Annotated in this window: 21 protein-coding genes; 9 read left to right on the forward strand and 12 right to left on the reverse strand. The window is 59.8% G+C overall.

Features of this window, described 5'->3' with window-relative positions; genetic code table 11:
* Positions 1-36 precede the first annotated feature (36 nt).
* The 9 genes from ACOYXH_RS22605 to ACOYXH_RS22645 form a co-directional block, all read right to left on the reverse strand.
* Complete coding sequence (locus tag ACOYXH_RS22605; protein ID WP_038363360.1) at positions 37-855, reverse strand: phosphoglycolate phosphatase; 819 nt, start codon at positions 853-855, stop codon at positions 37-39.
* A complete protein-coding gene (gene rpe / locus ACOYXH_RS22610; protein WP_007918813.1) occupies positions 852-1,526 on the reverse strand; it encodes a ribulose-phosphate 3-epimerase in 675 nt (224 codons plus the stop codon). The genes ACOYXH_RS22605 and rpe overlap by 4 nt, the downstream gene beginning before the upstream one ends.
* A 114-nt stretch (positions 1,527-1,640) precedes the next feature.
* Entirely contained in the window at positions 1,641-2,789 is a 1,149-nt protein-coding gene (locus ACOYXH_RS22615) for an iron-containing alcohol dehydrogenase (RefSeq protein ID WP_095050322.1), read from the reverse strand.
* Between the two features lie 391 nt (positions 2,790-3,180).
* On the reverse strand, positions 3,181-4,005 hold the full coding sequence (locus tag ACOYXH_RS22620) for an ABC transporter permease (RefSeq protein WP_008084123.1): 825 nt from the start codon (positions 4,003-4,005) through the stop codon (positions 3,181-3,183).
* 12 nt (positions 4,006-4,017) lie between these two features.
* Positions 4,018-5,265 (reverse strand): ABC transporter permease, encoded by a 1,248-nt coding sequence (locus ACOYXH_RS22625; RefSeq protein ID WP_093441896.1) that lies wholly within the window; start codon positions 5,263-5,265, stop codon positions 4,018-4,020.
* A 198-nt stretch (positions 5,266-5,463) separates the two neighbouring features.
* Complete coding sequence (locus tag ACOYXH_RS22630) at positions 5,464-6,507, reverse strand: ABC transporter substrate-binding protein (protein WP_038363355.1); 1,044 nt, start codon at positions 6,505-6,507, stop codon at positions 5,464-5,466.
* Positions 6,508-6,555: 48 nt separating this feature from the next.
* Positions 6,556-7,680 (reverse strand): ABC transporter ATP-binding protein, encoded by a 1,125-nt coding sequence (locus tag ACOYXH_RS22635; RefSeq protein ID WP_095126215.1) that lies wholly within the window; start codon positions 7,678-7,680, stop codon positions 6,556-6,558.
* 352 nt (positions 7,681-8,032) lie between these two features.
* Positions 8,033-8,662 (reverse strand): response regulator, encoded by a 630-nt coding sequence (locus ACOYXH_RS22640; RefSeq protein WP_093441901.1) that lies wholly within the window; start codon positions 8,660-8,662, stop codon positions 8,033-8,035.
* 85 nt (positions 8,663-8,747) lie between these two features.
* Positions 8,748-11,144, reverse strand: a complete 2,397-nt coding sequence (locus ACOYXH_RS22645) for a PAS domain-containing sensor histidine kinase (RefSeq protein ID WP_095050320.1) — start codon at positions 11,142-11,144, stop codon at positions 8,748-8,750.
* Positions 11,145-11,217: 73 nt separating this feature from the next.
* On the opposite strand from ACOYXH_RS22645, the gene ACOYXH_RS22650 reads away from it, so the two are divergent.
* Entirely contained in the window at positions 11,218-12,201 is a 984-nt protein-coding gene (locus ACOYXH_RS22650) for an alpha/beta hydrolase family protein (protein ID WP_460066202.1), read from the forward strand.
* Between the two features lie 123 nt (positions 12,202-12,324).
* On the opposite strand, the gene ACOYXH_RS22655 is transcribed toward ACOYXH_RS22650, so the two are convergent.
* The 3 genes from ACOYXH_RS22655 to ACOYXH_RS22665 are packed head-to-tail and all read right to left on the reverse strand — an operon-like array spanning position 12,325 to position 14,781.
* Positions 12,325-13,092: a TerB family tellurite resistance protein gene (locus tag ACOYXH_RS22655; RefSeq protein WP_093441918.1), complete on the reverse strand. Its 768-nt coding sequence runs from the start codon at positions 13,090-13,092 to the stop codon at positions 12,325-12,327.
* Position 13,093: 1 nt separating this feature from the next.
* Positions 13,094-13,765 (reverse strand): N-acetylmuramate alpha-1-phosphate uridylyltransferase MurU, encoded by a 672-nt coding sequence (gene murU / locus ACOYXH_RS22660; protein ID WP_258708896.1) that lies wholly within the window; start codon positions 13,763-13,765, stop codon positions 13,094-13,096.
* On the reverse strand, positions 13,762-14,781 hold the full coding sequence (locus ACOYXH_RS22665; protein ID WP_095050317.1) for an aminoglycoside phosphotransferase family protein: 1,020 nt from the start codon (positions 14,779-14,781) through the stop codon (positions 13,762-13,764). Before ACOYXH_RS22665 ends, murU begins: the two co-directional genes overlap by 4 nt.
* A 130-nt stretch (positions 14,782-14,911) precedes the next feature.
* Between ACOYXH_RS22665 and ACOYXH_RS22670 the strand changes: the two genes are divergently transcribed.
* The 8 genes from ACOYXH_RS22670 to ACOYXH_RS22705 all read left to right on the forward strand — a co-directional run bounded on the left by ACOYXH_RS22670 (position 14,912) and on the right by ACOYXH_RS22705 (position 24,781).
* A complete protein-coding gene (locus ACOYXH_RS22670) occupies positions 14,912-17,725 on the forward strand; it encodes an LPS-assembly protein LptD (protein ID WP_095126217.1) in 2,814 nt (937 codons plus the stop codon).
* Complete coding sequence (gene surA / locus ACOYXH_RS22675) at positions 17,706-19,022, forward strand: peptidylprolyl isomerase SurA (RefSeq protein WP_408980817.1); 1,317 nt, start codon at positions 17,706-17,708, stop codon at positions 19,020-19,022. The genes ACOYXH_RS22670 and surA overlap by 20 nt, the downstream gene beginning before the upstream one ends.
* A complete protein-coding gene (gene pdxA, locus ACOYXH_RS22680) occupies positions 19,019-20,008 on the forward strand; it encodes a 4-hydroxythreonine-4-phosphate dehydrogenase PdxA (RefSeq protein ID WP_258708899.1) in 990 nt (329 codons plus the stop codon). Before surA ends, pdxA begins: the two co-directional genes overlap by 4 nt.
* On the forward strand, positions 20,005-20,823 hold the full coding sequence (rsmA, locus tag ACOYXH_RS22685; protein ID WP_095122616.1) for a 16S rRNA (adenine(1518)-N(6)/adenine(1519)-N(6))-dimethyltransferase RsmA: 819 nt from the start codon (positions 20,005-20,007) through the stop codon (positions 20,821-20,823). Before pdxA ends, rsmA begins: the two co-directional genes overlap by 4 nt.
* Positions 20,824-20,936: 113 nt before the next feature.
* Complete coding sequence (gene apaG / locus ACOYXH_RS22690) at positions 20,937-21,317, forward strand: Co2+/Mg2+ efflux protein ApaG (RefSeq protein ID WP_134178005.1); 381 nt, start codon at positions 20,937-20,939, stop codon at positions 21,315-21,317.
* A complete protein-coding gene (locus ACOYXH_RS22695; RefSeq protein ID WP_134178006.1) occupies positions 21,317-22,198 on the forward strand; it encodes a symmetrical bis(5'-nucleosyl)-tetraphosphatase in 882 nt (293 codons plus the stop codon). The genes apaG and ACOYXH_RS22695 overlap by 1 nt, the downstream gene beginning before the upstream one ends.
* A 33-nt stretch (positions 22,199-22,231) precedes the next feature.
* Positions 22,232-22,561, forward strand: a complete 330-nt coding sequence (gene glpE, locus ACOYXH_RS22700) for a thiosulfate sulfurtransferase GlpE (protein WP_016983139.1) — start codon at positions 22,232-22,234, stop codon at positions 22,559-22,561.
* A 297-nt stretch (positions 22,562-22,858) separates the two neighbouring features.
* On the forward strand, positions 22,859-24,781 hold the full coding sequence (locus ACOYXH_RS22705; protein ID WP_007910115.1) for a PrkA family serine protein kinase: 1,923 nt from the start codon (positions 22,859-22,861) through the stop codon (positions 24,779-24,781).
* Positions 24,782-24,874: the final 93 nt, after the last annotated feature.

A 24,874-nucleotide genomic window follows, 5' to 3' on the forward strand; every position in this document is an offset into this window, starting at 1 on the left:
GTATGCAAACGCGCCGGCAGGCCGGCCAGGAACAAGTCAGGCGCGCCAACGCCAGCGGGCCAGGGCCTTGATGACTTTCATCCAGAGTTTGCGAGTGACCACCACGATGGCGTTTCCAGAATGGGATTGAGCAGCGTCGGGCAACGTTATCTCAGCGGCCGAACCTAGGCAACCGGGAATTAGCTTGCGCAGATCGTCGATGACCAGCGCCGGTGATTCTTCGGCAATCGGTCGACCGTGGTTGTAGCCATAGCTCAGCGCCACGCATTTGACCCCCGCCGCTTTCGCCGCCAGCACATCGCTGCGCGAGTCGCCGACGAAGAGCGATTGCGAGGCCGGGATGTTGGCCATTTTCATCACAAAGAACAGCGCTGCCGGATCAGGCTTTTTCTGCGGCAGGGTATCGCCACCGATGATCCACTTGAAGTAGCGGCCGATCTTCATCTGATCCAGCAGCGGCGCGACGAAACGCTCCGGTTTGTTGGTAATCAGCGCCATGGCCACGCCTTGCTTGTGCAGCCACTTGAGAGTGTCGCGCACGCCGGGATAGACCACGGTCAGCTCATGGCTGGCGCCGTAGGCTTGCATGAACACTTCCAGCGCGTGCTCGGCTTCGACGTCATCCACCGCCGAATGATCGATACCACCGGCCAACGCACGGCGCACCAGTACTGGCGCGCCGTTGCCAACCCACTCGCGCACCGAATCGATGCCCGCCGGTTGACGGCCGAGGGAGAGCAGCATGGTGTCCACGGCGGCTGCCAGGTCCGGAACCGAGTCGATCAGTGTGCCATCCAGATCGAACATCACCAGCCGTGGCAGTTTTCCCGGGAACAGCTGCTCAAAACCGCTCATGGGCGCGCCAGCGCCAGTTCGGAACGCATCTTGTCGATGACTTCCTGATAGTTCGGCGCATTGAAGATTGCCGAGCCGGCAACAAAGGTGTCAGCGCCAGCAGCGGCGATTTCGCGGATGTTGTTGACGTTGACGCCGCCATCGATTTCCAGGCGGATGTCACGGCCCGAGGCATCGATGATTGCCCGCGCTTCGCGCAGTTTATCGAGGGTGCCAGGAATGAACTTCTGCCCGCCGAAGCCCGGGTTGACGCTCATCAGCAAGACCATGTCGACCTTGTCGATCACGTACTTGAGCACATCCAGCGGGGTCGCCGGGTTGAATACCAGACCGGATTTGCAGCCACCTTCGCGGATCAGTTGCAGCGAACGATCAACGTGCAGCGTGGCTTCCGGGTGGAAGGTGATGTAGGTGGCGCCGGCTTCGATGAAGTCGCCGACAATGCGATCCACCGGGCTGACCATCAGATGCGCGTCGATAGGCGCGGTAACGCCGTACTTGCGCAATGCCGCGCAGACCATCGGACCGATGGTCAGGTTTGGCACGTAGTGGTTGTCCATGACGTCAAAGTGGACGAAGTCGGCGCCAGCGGCGAGAACGTTGTCTACTTCCTCGCCGAGGCGGGCGAAGTCGGCGGAGAGAATCGACGGAGCAATTACGAAGGGCTGCATGACGCACCTTTTCTGAGCTAAATCACGATGGCGCGCATTGTATACCTCAAGTTTCCAAGCGCGCACCGTGACCGCGATGATTGGGTTATGCCATGACGGATGACCGGCGCTGACTCAATACGCCGCGCGGTAGATCTTCTCGATATCGACAGCACTGAGTTTGCGCGGGTTATTGCGCATCAGCCGCTCAATGCCCGCGGCTTCCACGGCCATCGCCGGGATCGCCTCTTCCGGCACGCCGAAACTACGCAGCCCGGCCGGGATTTCCACGGCCGCACACAAATCGGTCATCGCTTGCACAGCTTTGTCTGCCGCTTCGGCTGCACTCAAATGAGCGGTCTTCACCCCCATGGCTTCGGCAATATCCTGCATGCGTTCGACGCAGGCCATCTTGTTCCAGGTCATGACATACGGCAGCAGCAACGCATTGCTCACGCCATGAGCGATGTTGAAGCGCCCGCCCAGCGGATACGCCAGCGCATGCACCGCGCCGACCCCGGCGTTGCCGAACGCCATGCCGGCCATCAGGCTGGCGGTGGCCATGTCTTCGCGGGCCTGCAGGTTGGCGCCATTGGCGTAGGCCTTGGGCAGCGCTTTGGCGATCAGCTTGATGGCGCCAAGGGCCAGAGAGTCGGTGATCGGCGAGGCATTCACCGACAGATAGGACTCGATGGCGTGCACCAGCGCGTCGATGCCACTGGCGGCGGTGACACTGCGTGGGCAGGTCAGGGTCATCTGCGGGCTGACCAGCGCCACGTCCGGCAATAGAAAGTCGCTGACGATGCCTTTCTTCAACTGTGCGACTTTGTCCGAGAGAATCGCGACGTTGGTCACTTCGGAGCCGGTGCCAGCGGTGGTCGGAATCGCGATCAGCGGCGGACCTTTGCGTGGTACCTGGTCAACACCGAACAGATCTTCCAGCGCGCCGTGATATCCAGCGTAGGCAGCGACACTCTTGGCGATGTCGATGGCGCTGCCGCCACCTAGACCGATCAAACCGTCATGCCCGCCTTCGCGGTAGACACGCATGCAGTCTTCGACGATGGCGATTTCCGGGTCGGGCAGTACGCGATCGAAAATCTCGTAGTCGCGCCCACCGAGTTGCACCAACGCTAGCTCGACGGTGCCGGACTTGACCAGCGCGGCGTCAGTGACGATCAGTGGATTGTCGATGTCCAGACGCGTGAGCTCAGCGGCCAGTTGTTCGATGGCGGCGGCGCCGGTGATCAGTTTATGAGCGATTTTGAACTGGGACAGACTCATCGTGCGCAGCCTCTTATAGATGTGGGAGCTGGGCACAAGATTAGCTGGGGATTTGGGGTTGTCTGCTATTCAGGTGGTGAATGACCTATCGAGCGCAAGAGCAAGAGCCCCTCACCCTAGCCCTCTCCCAAAGGGAGAGGGGACTGACCGAGGTGAATGTAAGAGGTACACCGACGTGCGATACCTAGTCGAACTCGGATTTTGAAAAGCACAACGATCTGCTCCCTTCTCCCCAGAAGGTAAAAAGACTGACCGAGGTGCATGGAGGAGATACACCGACGTGCGATACCAAGTCGGATTCAGGTTTTGAAAAACATGAAGATTTGCTCCCTTCCCCCTCGCCCCCATGGGGGAGAGGGTTGGGGTGAGGGGGTGGCTTTTGACCTGGCCCTTAAACCTGAGCCGTACGCAGTTTTTCGCTACGCCCGCGCAGCCATTCCAGGGTCAGCAGCAAAATGACGGAGAAGGCGATCAGCAACGTGGCAGCAGCGGCAATCGTCGGACTCAGGTTCTCACGAATCCCGCTAAACATCTGCCGAGGCAACGTCGCCTGCTCAGGCCCGGCGAGAAACAACGTCACCACCACCTCATCAAACGAAGTCGCAAACGCAAACAGCGCCCCGGAAATCACCCCCGGCGCAATCAGCGGCAAGGTCACCCGGCGGAACGCCGTCAGTGGCGATGCACCGAGACTCGCCGCCGCCCGCACCAGGTTGTGGTTAAACCCCTGCAATGTCGCCGACACGGTGATGATCACAAACGGCACACCCAACACCGCATGCACCACAATCAGCGAGAAAAAGCTGTTACCCAAACCCAACGGCGCGAAGAACAGATAACTCGCCACGCCGATGATCACCACCGGCACCACCATCGGCGAAATCACCAGCGCCATCACCAGCGCTTTGCCGGGGAAGTCACCGCGAGTCAGACCAATCGCCGCCAGCGTACCGAATATCATCGCCAGCACCGTCGCCGCTGGGGCAACAATGATGCTGTTCTTCAGTGCGCGCATCCATTCCGCCGAGGCGAAGAAGTCGTGGTACCACTGCAGCGAGAAACCCTGCAGCGGATAGACCAGAAAACTCCCCGAGTTAAATGACAGCGGAATAATCACCAGCACCGGCAGAATCAGGAACAACAGAATCAGGCCGCAGAGGATCCGCAGGCTGTAGAACCACACCCGTTCAATGGGCGACATGTAAGGACTCAGCATTTCGAATTCCCCTTAGCTCAGGCGCAGGCGACTGGCGCCGACCAGCCAGCTGTAAATCAGATAAAGCACCACGGTCGCCAGCAGCAACAGCCCGCCCAGCGCGGTGGCCATGCCCCAGTTGATGCTGGTGTTGGTGTAGAAAGCGACGAAGTAGCTGACCATTTGATCATTCGGGCTGCCGAGCAGCGCCGGGGTGATGTAGTAGCCGATAGCGAGGATGAACACCAACAGGCAACCGGCGCCAACACCGGCGTAGGTCTGCGGGAAGTACACCCGCCAGAAACTGGCGAACGGGTGGCAGCCGAGGGAAATCGCCGCGCGCATGTAGGTCGGCGAGATGCCTTTCATCACGCTGTAGATCGGCAGGATCATGAACGGCAGCAGAATGTGCACCATCGAGATGTACACGCCGGTGCGGTTGAACACCAGTTCCAGCGGTTTATCGATGATGCCCATGGCCATCAGCCCACTGTTGATCAGACCGCCCGATTGCAGCAGTACGATCCACGCGGCGACGCGCACCAGGATCGATGTCCAGAACGGCAGCAGCACGAGGATCATCAGCAGGTTGCTTTGCCGCGACGGCAGGTTGGCCAGCAGGTACGCCAGTGGATAAGCCAGCAGTAGGCAGATCACGGTGATGACCAGACCCATCCAGAAGGTGCGGGCGAAGATGTCGAGGTAGATCGCCTGATCCGGGGTGGCCGGGGCGATTTCGCCGAGGTCGTCGATACGGTGATCGACCGCTGCCAGCAAGTAGTAAGGCGTGATGCTGCTGGTGTTGCGTTTGACCGCTTGCCAGTAGGCCGGGTCGCCCCAACGCTCGTCGAGGCCTTCCAGTGCTTCTTTATAGGAGGCCGGTTCGCTGGCGAACGGCAGCGCCCGGGCAGTTTTGGTCAGCAGGCTGCGATAGCCGGCCAACTCCATGTTCAAGCGCTTGGACAAATCGCCCAGCGTCTGGTTTTTACGCGCTTCGGCGAGGTCTTCGCCGGCAGCTTTGTAGACCGGTTCAGCGGGCAGGCCACGGCCGTCCCAACTGGCGATGGCCGCCACGGTGCGCGGCATGCCGCCGACCACTTCGGGGTTGCCGACGCTTTTGTAGAGCAGCGCCACGATCGGCACCAGAAACACCAGCAACAGAAACAGCACCAGCGGCGCAATCAGCGCTTGAGCCTTCCAGCGGTTGACCCGCTCGGCGCGCTTGAGCTTCTGCTTCAAGGTGGGGCTGGTGCCCTCGTTCAGGGGAACGGCGATGGCCATGACGTACTCCGCAAATCTTTGATCGTTACAGAGGTGGCGAACGCTACCTCGAACTTTGGGTACTGATCGTTCCCACGCTCTGCGTGGTAACGCATCCAGTGACGCTCTGCGTCACAGGGACGCGGAGCATCCCGGGCGGCATTCCCACGCAGAGCGTGGGAACGATCATCCGGAAAGCCCTCGGTCCGTATGCTCGGGTTACTTCGCAGCCCAGGAATTGAAGCGCTGCTCCAGTTGCTCGCCGTTGTCAGCCCAGAAGCTGACGTCGATCTGCACCTGGTTGGCGATGTTTTCCGGGGTGGTCGGCATGTCTTTCAGGACGTCCTTGGCCAGCAGAGGCACAGCCTGGGTGTTGGCCGGGCCGTAGGCGATGTTTTCCGAGTAGGTTTTCTGCTGCTGCGGCTGTACCGAGAAGGCGATGAATTTCTTCGCCGCTTCGGCGCGCTTGGCGTCCAGACCTTTCGGGATGGCCCACGCGTCGAAGTCGTAGATGCCGCCGTTCCACACCACTTTCAGGTTGGATTCTTTCTGCACCGCCGCGATGCGACCGTTGTAGGCCGAACTCATCACTACGTCACCGGAAGCGAGGTATTGCGGCGGTTGTGCGCCGGCTTCCCACCATTGGATGCTTGGCTTCAGCTCATCAAGCTTCTTGAACGCACGATCCTGGCCACCCTTGCTCGCCAGCTCTTTGTAGACGTCTTTCGGCGCCACACCGTCGGCCATCAGCGCGAATTCGAGGGTGTACTTGGCGCCTTTGCGCAGGCCACGCTTGCCCGGGAATTTCTTGGTGTCCCAGAAATCCGCCCAACTGGTCGGTGCGGTTTTCAGCTTGTCGGCGTTGTAAGCCAGTACGGTCGACCACACGAAGAAGCCCACGCCGCATGGCTGAATCGCGCCTTTGACGTAGTCTTCAGTCTTGCCGAACAGTGCCGGGTCGAGTTGTTCGAACATGTCTTCGTCGCAGCCACGGGACAGCTCTGGCGATTCAACTTCGACCAGATCCCACGACACGCTCTTGGTGTCGACCATGGCTTTGACCTTGGCCATTTCGCCGTTGTATTCGCCGGCGACGATCTTGCCGTTACCTGCCGCTTCCCACGGTGCATAGAAGGCTTTGACTTGCGCCGCCTTGTTCGCCCCGCCAAACGACACCACGGTCAAATCCGGGCCAGCGGCCATTGCGCTTGCCGCACCCATCAGGCCCAGGGTCAGGGCGGTGAACTTCAGGGATCTCAACATTTATTGTTCTCTCCACGTGCAGGGTTGGTGTTGGTATTGCCGGGGCGATCAGTTCGCCTCTAGAAGAGGATCGAGTGCGCGTACGTGCTCGACCTGCCAGCCAAGCGGAACCACGTCACCGACTGCGAGCGCGGGATCGAGCTCGGCAATCGGCTGTTTCACGAAGAAGTCGGTCTTGCCGCAGACTTCCAGGCGCACCCGGACGTGGTCGCCCAGATAGATGAATTCCGCCACCCTCCCTGAGAAGCGGTTAACGCATTGATCGCTCGAACCGTTGAGGCTGACGCGCTCCGGACGGATCGACAGGGTCACCGGTTCGCCGGTCTGGCCGACATTGACCGCCAGCGCCTCGACCTTTTCGCCACGGCCCAACTCGACCACGCAGCGCTCGCCGCTCTGACTGAGCAAGCGGCCGTTGAGGCGGTTGTTCTCGCCGATGAAGTTGGCGACGAAGGTGTTTTTTGGCTCTTCGTAAAGGGTGCGGGGCGGCGCGATCTGCTGGATTTCGCCTTGATGGAATACCGCAACGCGGTCGGACATGGTCAGCGCTTCACCCTGATCGTGGGTCACGTAGACCACGGTCACACCGAGGCGCTGGTGCAGGTGTTTGATTTCCATCTGCATGTGTTCACGCAGCTGTTTGTCGAGGGCGCCGAGGGGTTCGTCCATCAGCACCAGTTGCGGTTCGAACACCAGCGCACGGGCCAATGCCACACGTTGTTGCTGACCGCCGGACAGTTGCGCCGGATAACGCGAGGCGAACGCGTCGAGCTGAACCATGCTGAGGACTTTTTTCACGCGGTCACTGACATCGCTTTTGTTCAGGCCACGGACGGTCAGTGGAAACGCGAGGTTTTCCGCAACGGTCATGTGCGGGAACAGCGCGTAGTTCTGGAACACCATGCCGATGTCGCGCTTGTGCGGCGGCACGTTGTTGATCGAGCGCCCGGCCAGCAGAATCTCGCCAGCGGTCGGTGTTTCGAAACCGGCGAGCATCATCAGGCTGGTGGTCTTGCCGGAACCGGACGGCCCGAGCAGGGTGAGAAACTCGCCTTTGCGGATGTCCAGGTTGAGGTCTTTGACGATCAGGTTCTCGCCGTCGTAGCTCTTCTGCACTCCACGAAAGCTGACCAGCACATCACTGGCCCCTGCGTTTGTTTCGACCTGGCTCATACCCACACCTTTGTTGTTGATGACTGCTTGTGGATTAAGCCTAGTGGTTGCTGACAGGCGCGCAAATCGGGGCGCAGGAGAGAATCGCCTCAGCCGGATGGAAGGTTGGGGGTAGGGATTGCCCTACAAGGATGGCGCTAATGGATAAGGCAGTGGCGAGGGTTGAGCTGCAAGCTGCAAGAACAAGCAAAAGCGCGTGTCGCTAACAGATATGCTTAAAATTTCTGGCGCTATGGAGATCCCCTGTAGGAGTGAGCCTGCTCGCGATAGCGGTGGATCAGCCACCACAGCAGTGAATGATCCACCGCTATCGCGAGCAGGCTCACTCCTACAGTTTTGATCGCGGTGATCTTTAGAGGAGTTTGTGTTCCATCGCGTATTTGACCAGTTCGGCCAGCGAGGTGATGTTGAGTTTCTGCATCAAACGCGCCTTGTGGGTGCTGATGGTTTTGCTGCTCAGGGCCAGTTGCTGGGCGATGTCGTTGACGTTGGCGCCTTGGGCCAGGCGCTCGAACACCGAGAATTCGCGCTCCGACAGCAACGAATGCAGCGGCCGCGCATCGGTCAGGCCGACTTCGAAGACCATGCGATCCGCCAGATCCGGATCAATGTAACGCCCACCGGCCGCGACCTTGCGAATGGCGGTGAGCAACAACGCCGGATCACTGTCCTTGGTCGCATACCCGGCAGCGCCAACCTTCAGCGCCCGAGCAGCCATCTGCGCTTCGTCATGCATCGACAGCACCAGAATCGCTGGCGGATTGTTCAGAGCACGGATGCGCGGGATCGCTTCGAGGCCATTGACGCCGGGCATGGAGATGTCGAGCAGCACCACTTCGCACGGCACATTGCGCAGGGTTTCGAGCAGTTGCTCACCATTGCTCGCCTCGCCCACCACTTGCAGATCCTTGGCCAGGCCAATCAATTGCTTGATGCCTTCGCGGACAATGGTGTGGTCTTCGGCTACCAGTACTCGGATCAAATCTTTTCTCCAGATTTCAGGTACACACCAATCCCTGTGGGAGCGAGCCTGCTCGCGATAGCGTCAGCCCAAACACCACAAACCTTCAAACCTCACTCACCGGCACCCGCACCACCAGACTGGTGCCCTCCCCCGGCTCACTCTCCAGCGTCAGCCGCCCGCCCATGATCAGCACCCGCTCACGCATGCCCACCAGCCCAAACGAAGTCGGCCGACCGGCAGCAGCGACGAATCCTACGCCATCATCGGCGACCGTCAGACACAATTCGTCGCCTTCCAGCGCCAGCGTCAGTTCCACAGTATGCGCCTGGGCATGGCGCATCACATTGGTCAGCGCCTCCTGCAGGATCCGGAACAGGCCAATCGCCTTGGCATCACTGAGCGCCGGCAGATTGTCCGGCACCTGCACCAGGCATGGAATCTGCGTACGCGCCTCGAACCGCCGCGCCTGCCACTCGATTGCCGACGCAATCCCGGCATCGAGAATCGGTGGTCGCAGCGCCGTCGCCACATCACGCACCAATTGAAATAACTGCGCGATCAGGCGCTTCATGCTGTTCAACCGTTCGTTCAGACCGGGATCGAGTTGCGCGTAGGCCAGTTCGCACATCGATGTTTCCAGTTTCAGCACCGTCAACATCTGCCCCAACTCATCGTGAACCTCGCGGGCAATTCGCGCCTTCTCTTCTTCACGCACGCTTTCAAGGTGCGCCGACAGTTCGCGCAGTTGCTCGCGGGAGGCCGCCAGTTCCAGCTCGATACGCTTGCTCTCGCTGATGTCCCAGACGATGCCGTCCCACACGTACGCGCCGTCCTCCAGTTGGCGAGTGATCGCTTTGATCTCGGCCCAGCGCTGCTCGCCCTGACGCGTGAGGATCCGGCCTTGCCATGACCAGTCACTGTCGGTGTCCAGCGCCTGATCCTGAGTGCGGTGATAACTCGCCTTATCTTCGGGATGCACCAGGCTGCGCAGGCCCATGTCGCGATGGGCAATGGTGGCCGGGGCATAACCGACCAGACTTTCGCTGCCCTCGCTGATGTAGGCAAAGTCGATCTGCCCGGTCACTGGCGCCCGCTCCAGACGGAACACCAGCCCCGGCACATTCGCCGCAATGCCTTGCAGACGCGCCTCGCTTTCCTGCAACGCCGCCAGTGCACGGCGGCGCTCGGTGACATCCGTGAGGTAAACCACCAGGTATTCGCTGTCGCGAAAGCGCAGGAAACTCAGCGACACGTCCGCAGGCAAAACACTGCCATCGGCGCGCACGCAACTGGTTTCGAAACTCAGCGGCCCTTCTTCGCTGGCCCGCGCGCGCTTCCACAGATTGAGCCAGCGATCCATGTGCAGTCCCGGCTCGAAGTCGATCAGGGGACGCTCGATCAATCCGCCTGAGGGGTAACCGAGCATGTTTTCCGCCGCACGATTGGCGTAGCGCACATGGCTGTCCCAATTGACCCAGAGGATGCCGACGGTGCTTTGATCGATGGAGAACTGCGTCAACCGCAGCGCTTCTTCGCTGGCTGCGCGCAAGGCGATGTCTTCCCGGGCGGCCAGCAATCGCTGCTCAAGGCTGTGCTGTTGGCGGCGCTGCCAGAGCACGATCGCGACACAACTGAGCAGGATCACCGCAAACAACAGACTGAGGTTCTGCCAGAAGCCGGGCGACTCCGACAGTCGCGGGTATTTCGGTTGCAGCCATTGGTTGTGCAGTTGCTCCAGATCTTTGGCCGGGATCGCGCGCAAAGCACTTTGCACAATGCCGGCCAGCTCCGGCCAATCGCGGCGCGAGCCGACTCGCAGCAGTTGCGGCAGGCCGATATCGCCCACCACCACCAGTTCGGCGAACTCCGGCTCTACCGACAACCGCCCGAGTTGTGCCTCGTCGACCACGGCGTAGGCGGCCTGCTGCGTCAACAGCAACTGCAAGGCTTGACGCTCTAGCGGCACGCCTTGCAGGTTCAGGTGTGGATAGTTGCTGCGCAGATAGTCCGCGGTGCTGCTGGGCATGCGCACGGCGACGCGGACCTGGCTGTCGAGTTTCTCCAGATCGACCACGCCACTGGCCTTCTGCTCACTGACCACCAGTTGCGGCACGCGCATGTAGGGATCGGAAAACTGCCACAGACGCAACGCACTCGGGGTTTGACTCAGGCCCGGAGCGATATCGATCTCGCCCTCGCGCACGGCGGTTTCCAGTTGTGCGAGATCCTGAAAGTTACGCCAGCTCAGTTCGACATTGAGCGTCTTGGCCAACAACTTCATCAGTTCGACGTTAGCCCCGGACAGCCGCTGCAAACGCCGGTCGTATTGCGCATACGGTGCTTGCAGGACCAGACCGACGCGCAGTTCATTGTGCTGCGCCAGCCATTGCTGCTGGCCCGCCGACAATTGCGCAACGTGGGCCGGGGGCGCAGGCGCCGCCCAGCCCATCAAGGGAAACCACAAACAGCCGATAACCCACAGGCAGCAAAATCGCTTCATTGAAGTCTCATACACTGACAAATTCTGACCAACCCATTAGGCTGCCGGGATACTTTCTGGCCTGGAATAACCGATGCCCTCTGTTTACCGCCTGGCAATGCCAGCATTGTGCCTGTCGCTGATCCTGCCCTGTGCGTTTTCCGTCAACGCCGCCGACCCCACTCCTGCGGCGGAAAAACCGGCAGAAGAAAAACCGGCCGAACGCCAGCCACTGCTAGAGCGTAGTCAGGAAGAGGCCGCCGCACTGGAACGTAAAGTCCCGGCGCAAGAACAGCAACAATTGCAGGCCGGCAGCGACAGCTTCCTCGCCCTGTGGAAACCGGCCAACACCGCCGAGCCCAAAGGCGCGGTGATCATCATCCCTGGCGCCGGCGAAACCGCTGACTGGCCGCAGGCAATCGGCCCATTGCGGCGCAAACTGCCGGATGCAAAATGGAGCAGCCTGAGTATCACCCTGCCCGACCTGCAAAGCGACGCCATCGCACCGCGCGTGGTTGAAGCGCCGGTTGCGCCGAAAGCACCGGAGTCGGGTAGCAAGGACTCCACCACCGCGCAGCCAATTGAACAAGCCGCTGGCGGTGAAGCCGAAGTGGCGGATCAAGTGGTCGCCGAAACCACTGAAGAACAATCCAAGGCTGACGCCGAACGCATCTTCGCGCGCATCGACGCCGCGATTGCCTACGCCGAACAGCAGAGCGCACGCAGCATTGTCGTGCTCGGACACGGCACTGGTGCCTATTGGGCCGCGCGATACCTGAGCGAGAAACAAACGGCGCAGGTAGAGAAATTCGTCATGGTCGATGCACAGATGCCAGCCAAGGCCAAACCGCCACTGGCCGAGCTGACGCCAACCCTGAAGCTGCCGACCGCAGATATTTTCTACATGGACAAGCCGCTGGATCGCAACGCCGCGCTGGAGCGCATGCAGGCGAGCAAGCGCTTGAAGACTTCGGCGTTCAGCCAAGTGGCGCTCAGAGCCTTGCCAGACAACAAGGCTGAGCAGGAACAGTTGTTCCGCCGGGTGCGTGGCTGGCTGAATCCGCAGAACACAGACTGACCGACAAACCGCGTCGCTCCCTTCGCGAGCAGGCTCGCTCCCGCATTGGATCTGCATACACAATCCATTGTGGGAGCGAGCCTGCTCGCGAAGAGGCCAGCGCAGACGATACACATCTAACGTTTAGCGAAAATCCCGCCGCTCACGAATCAACGTATAAGCATTGTGCAGCTCCCGGGTTCTATCAGTCGCCTCACGCACCTGCGCTGGCGTCGCCCCCGTTCCGGCAATCTTGTCCGGATGATGACGACTGAGCAGGCGCCGATAGGCCCGCTTGATCTGCGCCGGTTCACTGGACGCCGACACACCCAATAAACGCATCGCCTCCTGATAGCTCACTGCAGCACTGACGATCGGACGCTTGCCCGGTTCGTAATCACTGGCCAGCGCCTGCACCTGATGCGTTGTCCAGCCCAGCCATTTGCCCCACTGCGCCAACAATTCACGCTCGCTGACGCCGGCACGACCATCGGCCCAGACCATCCGCCAGCACGCACGCAAGACACCCTCGGCCGCATGGGGCTGCGCGCTCAAGCGCCGCAGATAACCGCGCAGATTGTCATTTTCAGACTTGCCACGGTTGAATGCCGCGATGGCGCGGCGCGTTGCCGGCTCACTCATCTCCAGCGCACGCATCTCGTTGCGCGCCTGCTGGATATGCCCGTCGGTAACCCGACCATCACTCTTGGCCAGACGCCCGAGCAACACAAACAACAGTTCGTCGTTGCGCAGCATCGGCCGACCGCCGAGTTTTTCCCGCAAGTGTCCCCAGCTCTGCAAGTGCAGACGCCGATCCAGCGCTTGCCCCAACAATGCCCCAAGCATGGCCCCCGGAATGCTGGCAATCGCAAAACCCGCTCCGGCTCCAATCAGAGTCCCTGGCCACAACATGTCAGCGACTCGCTTCTATCAAGGCTTCAGCTTCGGCCAGACGCTCGTGGGTACCGACATCCACCCAGTGACCTTTCAGGCGTTCGCCACTCACTTCGCCAGCCGCCATGGCTTTGCGCAGCAGCGGTGCCAGCTTGAACGCGCCGTCGGTGCAGCCATCGAACAGTTGCGGATGCAGCACAGCGATGCCGCTGTAGGTCAGGGTTGCAGCGTCGGGCTGGCCATCGATCACCTGGCCGTCGGCCAACGTGAAATCACCGTTCGGGTGATGCGTCGGGTTGTCCGCAAGGACCAGATGCGCGAGTCCGTTGATCGGCTGGTGCAGGACGCTGAAGTCATAATCGGTCCAGATATCACCGTTGACCACCAGGAACGCATCATCGCCAAGCATCGGCAGCGCCCGGAAAATCCCGCCGCCGGTTTCCAGTGGCTCGCCTTCGGGCGAGTACTGAATGCTCACACCAAATCGCGAACCGTCACCCAGATAATCCTCGATCTGCTGACCGAGCCAGGCGTGGTTGATCACGATCTCGTTGAATCCTGCGGCCGCGAGGGCGCGCAGGTGATATTCGATCAGGGGAACACCGCCGGCACGCACCAGTGGTTTCGGCGTGGTCAGGGTCAGCGGACGCATGCGCTCGCCTTTGCCTGCTGCCAGAATCATTGCCTTCATGCTGTTGCTCCACCCCGCAGGCTGGTGAACAGCGCTTGCAGTTCGGCCAATTCCGGACGTCGCGCAATCACCGCTTCTATATAGGAGAAGAAACGTGGCACGTCGGCCAGGTAACGCGGCTTGCCGTCACGGTGGCAGATGCGCGCGAAGATGCCGATGACTTTCAAATGGCGCTGCACGCCCATCAGATCGCTGGCGCGCAGGAAGTCTTCGAAGTCCGGCTGCACTGGAATGTTCAGCGCCGAAGCTTGCTGCCAGTAATTTTCCAGCCAGCCGTGCACGCGCTCTTCGGGCCAGCTGAGGAAGGCGTCCTTGAACAGGCAGGTCACGTCGTAGGTCACCGGGCCATAAACCGCATCCTGGAAGTCCAGCACGCCGGGATTCGGTTCGCTGAGCATCAGGTTGCGTGGCATGTAGTCGCGGTGTACCAGCACTTTGGGTTGAGCGAGTGCGCTGTCGATCAGTAGATCACTAACCTGCTGCCACTGCTGTTGCTGAGTCGAATCGAATTCGACACCGAGTTCACGCTTCACATACCACTCAGGGAACAGTTCCAGCTCACGGCGCAGCAAGGCAACGTCGTAGCTCGGCAACGGTGCAACCATCGGCAACTGCTGAAAAGCCAGCAGCGCTTGCAAGGCATCGGCGAACAATGCGTCGGCATTTTCGCCATCGATCACGTCGAGATAGGTCTGGTTGCCCAGGTCATTGAGCAAAAGAAATCCGCGCTCGAGGTCCTCGGCATAAATTTTCGGCACATTTATTCCGGATTTCGCCAGCAAAAAAGCGATATCCACGAACGGTTTGCAGTTTTCCTGGGGGGGCGGCGCGTCCATCACGACGAAGCTGCGCCCCTCGCCTTCCCAGCGGAAGTAACGGCGGAAACTCGCGTCGCTGCTGGCCGCAGTCAACGTGGCCGGGGGCACGGTGCCCCAGCCCTGATCTGCAAACAGGATTGCCAACTGCTCATCGAGCCAAACTTTCAGGTGTTGCAAGCGTACATCTTGGTCAGGCATTGCAAGGGTCTCCGACGGCGCTAGCCGTCAAGCGGGTCATGCTTTATTATCCAGCATCTTTTTCAGACCATCGAGAGGCGTGCGGCCCACACCGCGGGCAGATGGCACGCAGGAAGCCCGGACTAATAAGATGGCATTGAAATCCCCCGCGTTTCGTAAAAAATTTCCGTTGTTGGTAACCGGCAGTCTGCTGGCTATGCAACCTCTGGCCAGTCAATTCGTTGTTGCCGCCGAGCAGTATGACTGCTCCGTCTCGGCTTCGGGTGGTTGGGCCTGTGCGCCCAAATCAACCGCTGCTGCGTTGCCGCCGCGTCCGGTGCATGACGGCAGTGCCGTCAGTGCTACGGGCGAAGCGGCGACCGAGAACGGTTCGGCTGCCGACACAGCGCCTAAAACGGCGCTGGTCACCGAAGCCAAGGGCCGCGGTTTGAAATCCCGTAGCGAAGACTTCAGTCACCTCGACTGGGTTCCGCGCGAGAAGCTCACCGCCGCCCAATTGGCCGAGACCGGGCCTTACTGCTCTGGTGCCTATATCGAACCGATTCGTCCTGGCATGAATGACAAGACGAACAAAAGCGATGCTCCGACCTTTATCGGCGCAAAAGCCTCGCGCTATAACACCGATGATCAAGTCGGTACGCTGGCCGGTGATGTTGTCCTGCGTCAGGGCAGCATGCAGGTCGAATCCGACGAGGCCAGCCTGTATCAGGCCGAGAGCCGCGCCGAACTCAATGGCGATGTACGTATCCGCGACAACGGCGCGCTGATTGTCGGCGACCACGCCGATGTGCAGCTCGACACCGGTGAAGCCAAGGTCGACAACGCCGAATACGTGATGCACAAATCGCGCATCCGCGGTAACGCGCTGTACGCCAAGCGTGCGGAAAACGCGATCATTCGCTTGAAGGACGGCACGTACACCACGTGCGAACCGAACAGCAACGCCTGGCAGCTCAAGGGCAACAACATCACCTTGAACCCGGCCACCGGTTTCGGTACCGCGACCAACGTGACGTTGCGCGTAAAAGACATTCCGATTCTGTACACGCCGTACATCTACTTCCCGATCGACGACCGTCGTCAGTCGGGTTTCCTGCCGCCGACCATTGGCAGCGGCAGCGACACCGGCTTCATGCTGGTTACACCGTACTACTTCAACCTGGCACCGAACTACGACGCCACGTTGTACCCGCGTTACATGAGCAAGCGTGGCATGTTGGTGGAGGGTGAGTTCCGTTACCTGACCAAGTCGAGTGAAGGTCAGTTTGGTGCGGCGTATCTGAACGATGACGATACCGAGCGCAGCAAGCAGACCGACTACGAAAAAACCCGCTACATGTACAACTGGCAGCACAAGGGTGGTCTCGACTCCCGTGTGCTCACCGAAGTCGACTACACCAAGATCAGCGATCCTTATTACTTCCAGGATCTGCAGACTGACCAGATTGGCGTGAAATCCAGCGACTTCGTGAACCAGCAGGGCGCGGTTACTTATCGTGGCGACAGCTATACCGCTCGCTTGAATGCTCAGCAGTACCAATTGGCTACTGTTTCGAACATCACGCCGTATGGTCGTCTGCCGCAGATCACCTTCAATGGTCAGCTGCCGTATCATCCGGAAGGTTTGAATTTCGATTACGAGACCGAGATTGTGCGGTTTGATCGTGATTTGAAAACTGGCAACTTCATCGATGAAAACGGTAACGCGTCACCGCGTCTGGATACCAACGTTCAAGGCCTGGCCCGTGCCAACGGCGACCGTCTGAATTTGAAGCCGGGTGTCAGCCTGCCGATGAACTGGACCTATGGCTTCTTGAAGCCATCGCTGAAGTATCAGTACACCCAGTATCAGCTGGATCTGGACGGTACCGGTAAGTCGCAGATCGTTGCTCAGCAGAATGCTGCAGCTGCGGCAGGCACCGACTACGTAGGTGGCAAGTTCGGTAGCAATCAGAACCGTGGCGTGCCAATCGCCAGCATCGACAGCGGCCTCTACTTCGACCGCAACACGTCTTTCTTCGGCAAGAACTACCGTCAGACGCTGGAACCGCGACTGTTCTACCTCTACGTGCCCGAGGAGAATCAGGAAGACATTCCTGTATTCGACACCAGCGAGTACACCTTCAACTACTCGTCGCTGTTCCGTGACAACCGCTTCTCCGGCTCCGACCGTGTCGGCGACGAGAACAAACTGTCGCTGGGCGTGACCAGCCGCTGGATCGAAGACGACGGTTTCGAGCGTCAACGCATCAGTGTCGGCCAGGCTCTGTACTTCAAGGATCGCGAAGTTCAACTGCCAGGTATCGATGCCAAAACCCGTGACGACGCGAAATCCAACGTTTCGCCATATGCACTGGAATACGAATACCGCTGGAACCGCGATTGGCGCACCACGGCCGACTACAACTGGGATCCGGACAGCCGCAGCCCACGTTCCGGCAGCGCGATGTTCCACTATCAGCCTGAAGACAACCCGAACAAGGTTATCAACGCCGGCTACCGCTATCGCAATGACCAGGTCCGTTATGACCAAAACACCGGCAAATGGTCGGTGGGTGGTGGTGACTACGGCACTCCGGGCACACCTGGCTACGTGAAGGACTACTACAAGATCCAGCAGCATGACTTCTCGGTTATCTGGCCGATCGTTCCACAGTGGAACGCGATCAGCCGCTGGCAGTATGACTACAACCGTAACCGTACCTTGGAAGCCTTCGGTGGTTTCGAGTACGACAACTGCTGCTGGAAACTGCGCCTGATCAACCGTTACTGGGTTTCCTATGACGAGTTCAGCCAGGAAGCTCCGCAAAACGAAAAAGGCGACCATGGCGTCTTCCTCCAAATTGTTCTGAAGGGACTCGGCGGCCTCACTGGCGCCAAGGTAGAGAGCTTCCTCGACAAAGGCATTCAAGGTTATCGTGAACGTGAAGACCAAGCTTTCTGATTGTCTGCGCCCGCTGATGCTGGGCGCGCTGTTCCTGGGTACTGCGGCGAACGCCGCAGTTCAATCCATCGACAAAGTGGTAGCGATCGTCGACAACGATGTGGTCATGCAGAGCCAACTGGATCAACGCGTCCACGAAGTACAGCAGACCATCGCCAAGCGTGGCGGCGGCTTGCCGCCTCCTGGCGTACTGGATCAACAGGTGCTTGAGCGCCTGATCGTCGAAAACCTGCAACTGCAGATCGGCGAACGCTCCGGCATCCGCATCACCGATGAAGAACTGAACCAGGCGGTCGGCACCATTGCCCAGCGCAATAACATGTCGGTTGAGCAGTTCCGTGCTGCTCTGGCTCGCGACGGCCTGAACTATGACGACGCCCGCGATCAGATCAAACGCGAGATGATCATCAGCCGCGTGCGTCAGCGTCGCGTGGCAGAACGCATTCAGGTTTCCGAGCAGGAAGTGAAGAACTTCCTCGCTTCCGACCTGGGCAAAATGCAACTGTCCGAAGAGCTGCACCTGGCCAACATCCTGATCCCGACGCCGGAAAGCGCCAACTCTGACGCGATTCAGAGTGCTGCCCGTCAGGCCATGGAGGTTTACCAGCAGCTCAAGCAAGGCGCTGACTTCGGCCAGATGGCCGTTGCCAAATCCGGCAGCGACAACGCTCTGGAAGGCGGCGACATGGGCTGGCGTAAAGCCGCGCAACTGCCTCCGCCGTTCGACCGCGAGTTGAGCAGCATGGCTGTTGGCGACATCACTCAACCTGCACGCACGCCGGGTGGTTTCATCATCCTCAAGCTGCTGGCAAAACGTGGTGGCGAAGCGCAGATGCGCGACGAAGTGCATGTACGTCACATTCTGGTTAAGCCGAGCCCGATTCGCGATGAAGCGAAGACCAAGGCACTGGTTCAATCCTTGTACGAGCGCATTCTGGCCGGTGAAGATTTTGCCACTCTGGCGAAAAGCTATTCCGAAGACCCGGGTTCGGCGCTCAACGGCGGCGACCTGAACTGGATCGACCCGAACGCACTGGTACCGGAATTCCGCGAAGTGATGGCCAAGACCCCACAAGGTCAGCTGTCCAAGCCATTCCAGACTCAATATGGCTGGCACGTTCTGGAAGTCCTTGGCCGTCGCGCCACCGACAGCACTGAACAGGCCCGCGAGCAGCAAGCCATGACCGTACTGCGTAACCGCAAATACGACGAAGAGCTGCAAACCTGGCTGCGTCAGATCCGTGACGAAGCGTACGTAGAGATCAAACTCCCTGGTGCAGACCAGGCAGCGCAGTGAAACCCCAGCGTTTCGCGCTGACACCCGGCGAACCAGCCGGCATCGGCCCCGACCTGTGCCTGCTGCTCGCCTCGCAAGCCCAGCCACATCCCCTGATTGCCATCACCAGCCGCGACCTGCTCTCCGAGCGGGCCGCGCAGTTGGGGCTGGCCGTCACTTTGCTGGATGTTGCGCCTGGCATCTGGCCGGATGCTCCTGCACCCGCAGGCAGCCTATATGTCTGGGACACACCACTCAGCGCTCCCGTGGTTGCCGGGCAACTGGACAAAGCCAACGCCGCATTCGTCCTCGAGACCTTGACCCGCGCCGGCAATGGCTGCCTGAAGGGTGATTTCGCCGGAATGATCACCGCACCTGTGCACAAAGGCGTGATCAACGAGTCCGGCATCGCCTTTTCCGGGCACACGGAATTTCTCGCTGACCTGACCCACACCGCCCAAGTGGTGATGATGCTCGCCACCCGCGGTTTGCGCGTGGCACTGGTCACCACTCACCTGCCCCTGCGCGAGATTGCGGACGCAATCACACCCGAACGGCTGGAGCGCGTGACACGGATCCTGCACAGCGACCTGCAAAATAAATTCGGCATCGCCCGCCCGCGCATCCTGGTTTGCGGACTCAACCCGCACGCCGGTGAAGGCGGACACCTGGGCCATGAAGAAATCGACATCATTGAACCGACATTAGAGCGCCTGCGCGGCGAGGGCATGGACCTTCGTGGCCCGCTGCCTGCCGACACTCTGTTTACCCCCAAATATCTGGAGCACTGCGACGCAGTGCTGGCGATGTACCACGACCAGGGTTTGCCTGTGCTTAAGTACAAAGGCTTCGGCGCTGCCGTCAACGTGACCCTTGGTCTGCCGATCATCCGCACGTCGGTCGATCACGGCACCGCCCTGGATCTGGCCGGCAGCGGCAAGATCGATACCGGCAGCCTGCAAGTCGCCCTGGAAACCGCCTACCAGATGGCCGAGACCCGTTTATGACCGAGCAATACCAACACAAGGCGCGCAAACGCTTTGGCCAGAACTTCCTGCACGATGCCGGCGTCATCGACCGCATCCTGCGCTCCATCAGCGCCAAGTCTGAAGATCGCCTGCTGGAAATCGGCCCGGGCCAGGGCGCACTGACCGCCGGCCTGCTCAACTCCGGCGCACAACTCGACGTGGTGGAACTGGACAAGGATCTGATCCCGATCCTCAACCAGCAGTTTGCCGGAAAGAGCAACTTCAACCTGCATCAGGGCGATGCACTGAAGTTCGACTTCAACACGCTCAACGCCGCGCCAAACAGCCTGCGTGTGGTTGGCAACCTGCCGTACAACATCTCCACGCCGCTGATTTTTCACCTGCTGAACAATGCCGGCATCATTCGCGACATGCACTTCATGCTGCAGAAAGAAGTGGTCGAGCGTCTGGCTGCAGGCCCGGGTGGTGGTGACTGGGGTCGTCTGTCGATCATGGTTCAGTACCACTGCCGTGTAGAACATCTGTTCAACGTGGGTCCGGGCGCGTTCAACCCGCCGCCGAAGGTCGACTCGGCCATCGTCCGCTTGGTGCCGCACGCCGTACTGCCGCACCCCGCCAAGGATCACAAGCTGCTGGAGCGCGTGGTGCGCGAAGCGTTCAACCAACGCCGCAAGACCTTGCGCAACACTCTCAAGCAACTGCTCAGCAATGCCGAGATCGAAGCCGCCGGCGTCGATGGCAGCTTGCGTCCGGAGCAACTGGATCTGGCCGCGTTCGTACGTCTGGCCGACCAGCTCGCGGTACAAGTCCCGGCCTCCCCCGCCGCCGACTGATAAACGATGAACGCTATCGGGCAGGACGCCACTCTGGTTTACTGCCCGATACTTGCCTAGACTGAATCCCCATCAGCTACGCCCCGCGTTCCGCTTCGTTTAAGGCCTCTTGCATGTCCGATTCCCGTTACCAGGTCGATGTCAGCGTCGTTACCCGCTATCTGGCAGACCAATCGCAACCCGAGCACGACCGCTTCGCCTTCGCCTACACCATTACCGTTCAGAACAATGGCGAGCAGCCCGCACGCCTGATGTCGCGACACTGGGTGATCACCGATGGCGACGGCCATGTAGAGGAGGTGCGCGGTGCAGGCGTGGTCGGTCAGCAACCGCTGATCGATGCCGGCCAGAGCCACACCTACAGCAGCGGCACAGTGATGACCACCAAGGTCGGCACCATGCAGGGCACCTACGAAATGGTCGCCGACGATGGCAAACATTTCGACGCCATCATCAAGCCGTTCCGCCTCGCCGTTCCCGGATCTTTGCACTGATGGCGACGTATGCCGTCGGCGACCTGCAGGGCTGCCTTGAACCGCTGAAATGCCTGCTCAAGCAAGTGGCGTTCGACCCAAAGCTTGATCGACTGTGGCTGGTCGGTGACCTGGTCAACCGTGGCCCGCAATCACTGGAAACCCTGCGTTTTCTGTATGGCATGCGTGAATCGCTGATTTGCGTGCTCGGTAACCACGACCTACATCTGCTGGCAGCGGCTAGAAATATCGAGCGCTTGAAGAAGTCCGACACTTTGCGCGAGATTCTCGATGCTCCGGACAGCGCCGAGCTGCTGGAATGGGTACGCCAGCAAAAGCTGATGCACTACGACGAGACGCGTGATGTCGCCATGGTTCACGCCGGCATTCCACCGCAATGGTCGCTGCGTCGCGCGCTGAAATGCGCCGACGAAGTCGAAACCGCCTTGCGTGACGACAACCTGTTCCCCGCTTACCTCGACGGCATGTACGGCAACGATCCGGCGAAATGGGACAACGACCTGAAAGGCGTCACTCGCCTGCGCGTCATCACCAACTACTTCACGCGCATGCGCTTCTGCACCGCCGAAGGCAAACTCGACCTCAAGAGCAAGGAAGGTCTGGACACCGCCCCGCCCGGCTACAAACCGTGGTTCCAGCACAAGGATCGCAAGACCAAAGGCTTGCGGATCATCTTCGGCCACTGGGCGGCACTCGAGGGCAATATCCATGAGCCAGGCATCTCGGCACTGGACACTGGTTGTGTCTGGGGCGGCAGCCTGACCCTGATGAATGTCGACAGCGGCGAACGGCTGTCATGCAAATGCGATGAACACGGCGGCCTCGCCCCGACCGTCGCACCACTTATCCCCCAAACTTCGCCAGTCAGCGCACCGCGTTAGACTGCGCTTTCAGCCGAGCAACAGGAACCCGCCATGAGCGAATTCAAACGAATCCCCCCGGAACAGGCCCAGGCCCTGCGTGAACAAGGCGCCGTTGTCGTCGACGTGCGCGACCCGGCGACTTTCGCCGCCCTGCATATCAGCGGCTCGAAGCATCTGGACAATCATTCCCTGCACGCTTTCATTCAAGGCGCTGACCTTGATGCGCCGACCGTGGTCGTCTGCTACCACGGCAATTCCAGCCAGGGTGCCGCGGCGTACCTGATCAGCCAAGGCTTCTCTGACGTCTACAGCATGGACGGCGGCTTCGAGCTGTGGCGTACGACTTATCCTGCGGAAACTGCGCAAGGCACCGCCGAATAATTTTTTTGTCACGCGCAGGCCCCGGCTGCCGTGGGCCTGCGCGGGCAGACGAACGGTCTTGCCACAACTAATTACGTATCTCGCCTTTACCTCCCGAATTCCCAACTATCCTTAAGCCCAGGCCATCCAAATCAGGGGAGAGCCGGTACACCGGCGCACGGGTCATCGGGAGTGACTTTCACGATTGTCGATCGTGAAAGTGTTCTGGGGGGTAAACAAACAGCTGCCAAAACGGTTGTTTGCCAGCATCGACTGAGTGATCCGGCGTCGGCTCCACGTATCGAGCGAGGTGACGTCATGAGTATCTTTAGCCACTTCCAACAACGCTTCGAGTCCACACGCCAGGAAGAACTCTCGCTGCAAGAGTACCTGGAGCTGTGCAAGAAAGACCGTAGCGCCTACGTTTCCGCCGCCGAGCGTCTATTGCTGGCCATCGGCGAACCGGAACTGCTCGACACCTCGACCAACTCGAGGCTGTCACGCATCTTCTCCAACAAGGTGATCCGTCGCTATCCGGCCTTTGAAGACTTCCACGGGATGGAAGAATGCATCGACCAGATCGTCTCGTATTTCCGCCATGCCGCCCAAGGCCTGGAAGAGAAGAAACAAATCCTCTATCTGCTCGGCCCCGTCGGCGGCGGTAAATCGTCCTTGGCCGAGAAGCTGAAACAACTGATTGAAAAAGTGCCCTTCTATGCGATCAAGGGCTCGCCGGTATTCGAATCACCACTGGGTCTGTTCAACGCAACCGAAGATGGCGCGATCCTCGAGGAAGACTTCGGCATTCCACGGCGCTACCTGAATACCATCATGTCGCCATGGGCGACCAAACGCCTGGCCGAATTCGGTGGCGACATCAGTCAGTTCCGCGTGGTCAAGCTGTACCCGTCGATCCTCAACCAGATCGCCGTGGCCAAAACCGAACCGGGTGACGAGAACAACCAGGACATCTCGGCGCTGGTCGGTAAAGTCGACATCCGCAAACTCGAGGAATACCCACAGAACGACGCCGACGCTTACAGCTATTCCGGTGCGCTGTGCCGGGCCAACCAGGGCCTGATGGAATTCGTCGAAATGTTCAAGGCACCGATCAAGGTGCTCCACCCGTTGCTGACCGCGACTCAGGAAGGCAACTACAACAGTACCGAAGGCCTCGGCGCGATTCCGTTCACCGGGATCCTGCTCGCCCACTCCAACGAATCGGAATGGCACACCTTCCGCAACAACAAGAACAACGAAGCGTTCATCGACCGGATCTACATCGTCAAAGTGCCGTATTGCCTGCGCGTCAGCGACGAAGTGAAGATCTACGACAAACTGCTGTTCAACAGCTCCCTGGCCAAAGCGCATTGCGCGCCGGACACCTTGAAGATGCTCGCACAGTTCACTGTGCTGTCGCGCCTCAAGGAGCCGGAAAACTCCAACATCTATTCGAAGATGCGCGTCTACGACGGCGAAAACCTCAAGGACACCGATCCAAAGGCCAAGTCGATCCAGGAATACCGCGACTCGGCAGGCGTCGACGAGGGCATGAACGGGCTGTCGACCCGCTTCGCGTTCAAGATCCTCTCCAAGGTCTTCAACTTCGACCCGCATGAAATCGCCGCCAACCCGGTGCATCTGCTCTATGTGCTGGAACAGCAGATCGAACAGGAGCAATTCCAGGCCGAAACCCGCGAGCGCTACCTGCGCTACCTGAAGGAATACCTGGCGCCGCGTTATATCGAATTCATCGGCAAGGAGATCCAGACCGCGTACCTCGAGTCTTACAGCGAGTACGGCCAGAACATCTTCGACCGCTACGTGCTGTACGCGGACTTCTGGATTCAGGATCAGGAATACCGCGATCCGGAAACCGGCGAGATTCTCAACCGCGTCGCGCTGAACGAAGAACTGGAGAAAATCGAAAAACCGGCCGGCATCAGCAATCCGAAGGATTTCCGCAACGAGATCGTCAACTTCGTACTGCGCGCACGGGCCAACAACAACGGCAAGAACCCGACCTGGCTCAGCTACGAGAAACTGCGGGTGGTCATCGAGAAGAAAATGTTCTCGAACACCGAGGACCTGCTGCCAGTCATCAGCTTCAATGCCAAGGCCAGCAAAGAGGATCAGCAAAAGCACAACGACTTCGTCACTCGAATGGTCGAACGCGGCTACACCGACAAACAGGTACGGCTTCTTTCCGAATGGTACCTACGGGTACGGAAGTCGCAGTGAAGCAGCTGCAAGCTTCTAGCTACGAGCTGCAAGAACAAAGCGCGTAACCCACTGATGCCCGGGAACCTGCTTTTACTTGCAGCTTGAAGCTCA

It is taken from the genome of Pseudomonas sp. Mb7, from assembly GCF_054790525.1.

Bases quoted from the DNA above. Each gene is read 5' to 3' on its own strand.
- murU (WP_258708896.1), bottom strand. From the start codon at position 13,765: ATGAAGGCAATGATTCTGGCAGCAGGCAAAGGCGAGCGCATGCGTCCG.
- glpE (WP_016983139.1), top strand. From the start codon at position 22,232: ATGAGCGAATTCAAACGAATCCCCCCGGAACAGGCCCAGGCCCTGCGT.
- ACOYXH_RS22630 (WP_038363355.1), bottom strand. From the start codon at position 6,507: ATGTTGAGATCCCTGAAGTTCACCGCCCTGACCCTGGGCCTGATGGGT.
- ACOYXH_RS22670 (WP_095126217.1), top strand. From the start codon at position 14,912: ATGGCATTGAAATCCCCCGCGTTTCGTAAAAAATTTCCGTTGTTGGTA.
- ACOYXH_RS22635 (WP_095126215.1), bottom strand. From the start codon at position 7,680: ATGAGCCAGGTCGAAACAAACGCAGGGGCCAGTGATGTGCTGGTCAGC.
- ACOYXH_RS22650 (WP_460066202.1), top strand. From the start codon at position 11,218: ATGCCCTCTGTTTACCGCCTGGCAATGCCAGCATTGTGCCTGTCGCTG.
- rsmA (WP_095122616.1), top strand. From the start codon at position 20,005: ATGACCGAGCAATACCAACACAAGGCGCGCAAACGCTTTGGCCAGAAC.
- ACOYXH_RS22695 (WP_134178006.1), top strand. From the start codon at position 21,317: ATGGCGACGTATGCCGTCGGCGACCTGCAGGGCTGCCTTGAACCGCTG.
- ACOYXH_RS22615 (WP_095050322.1), bottom strand. From the start codon at position 2,789: ATGAGTCTGTCCCAGTTCAAAATCGCTCATAAACTGATCACCGGCGCC.
- ACOYXH_RS22665 (WP_095050317.1), bottom strand. From the start codon at position 14,781: ATGCCTGACCAAGATGTACGCTTGCAACACCTGAAAGTTTGGCTCGAT.
- apaG (WP_134178005.1), top strand. From the start codon at position 20,937: ATGTCCGATTCCCGTTACCAGGTCGATGTCAGCGTCGTTACCCGCTAT.
- ACOYXH_RS22655 (WP_093441918.1), bottom strand. From the start codon at position 13,092: ATGTTGTGGCCAGGGACTCTGATTGGAGCCGGAGCGGGTTTTGCGATT.
- rpe (WP_007918813.1), bottom strand. From the start codon at position 1,526: ATGCAGCCCTTCGTAATTGCTCCGTCGATTCTCTCCGCCGACTTCGCC.
- ACOYXH_RS22625 (WP_093441896.1), bottom strand. From the start codon at position 5,265: ATGGCCATCGCCGTTCCCCTGAACGAGGGCACCAGCCCCACCTTGAAG.
- ACOYXH_RS22620 (WP_008084123.1), bottom strand. From the start codon at position 4,005: ATGCTGAGTCCTTACATGTCGCCCATTGAACGGGTGTGGTTCTACAGC.
- ACOYXH_RS22605 (WP_038363360.1), bottom strand. From the start codon at position 855: ATGAGCGGTTTTGAGCAGCTGTTCCCGGGAAAACTGCCACGGCTGGTG.
- ACOYXH_RS22705 (WP_007910115.1), top strand. From the start codon at position 22,859: ATGAGTATCTTTAGCCACTTCCAACAACGCTTCGAGTCCACACGCCAG.
- ACOYXH_RS22645 (WP_095050320.1), bottom strand. From the start codon at position 11,144: ATGAAGCGATTTTGCTGCCTGTGGGTTATCGGCTGTTTGTGGTTTCCC.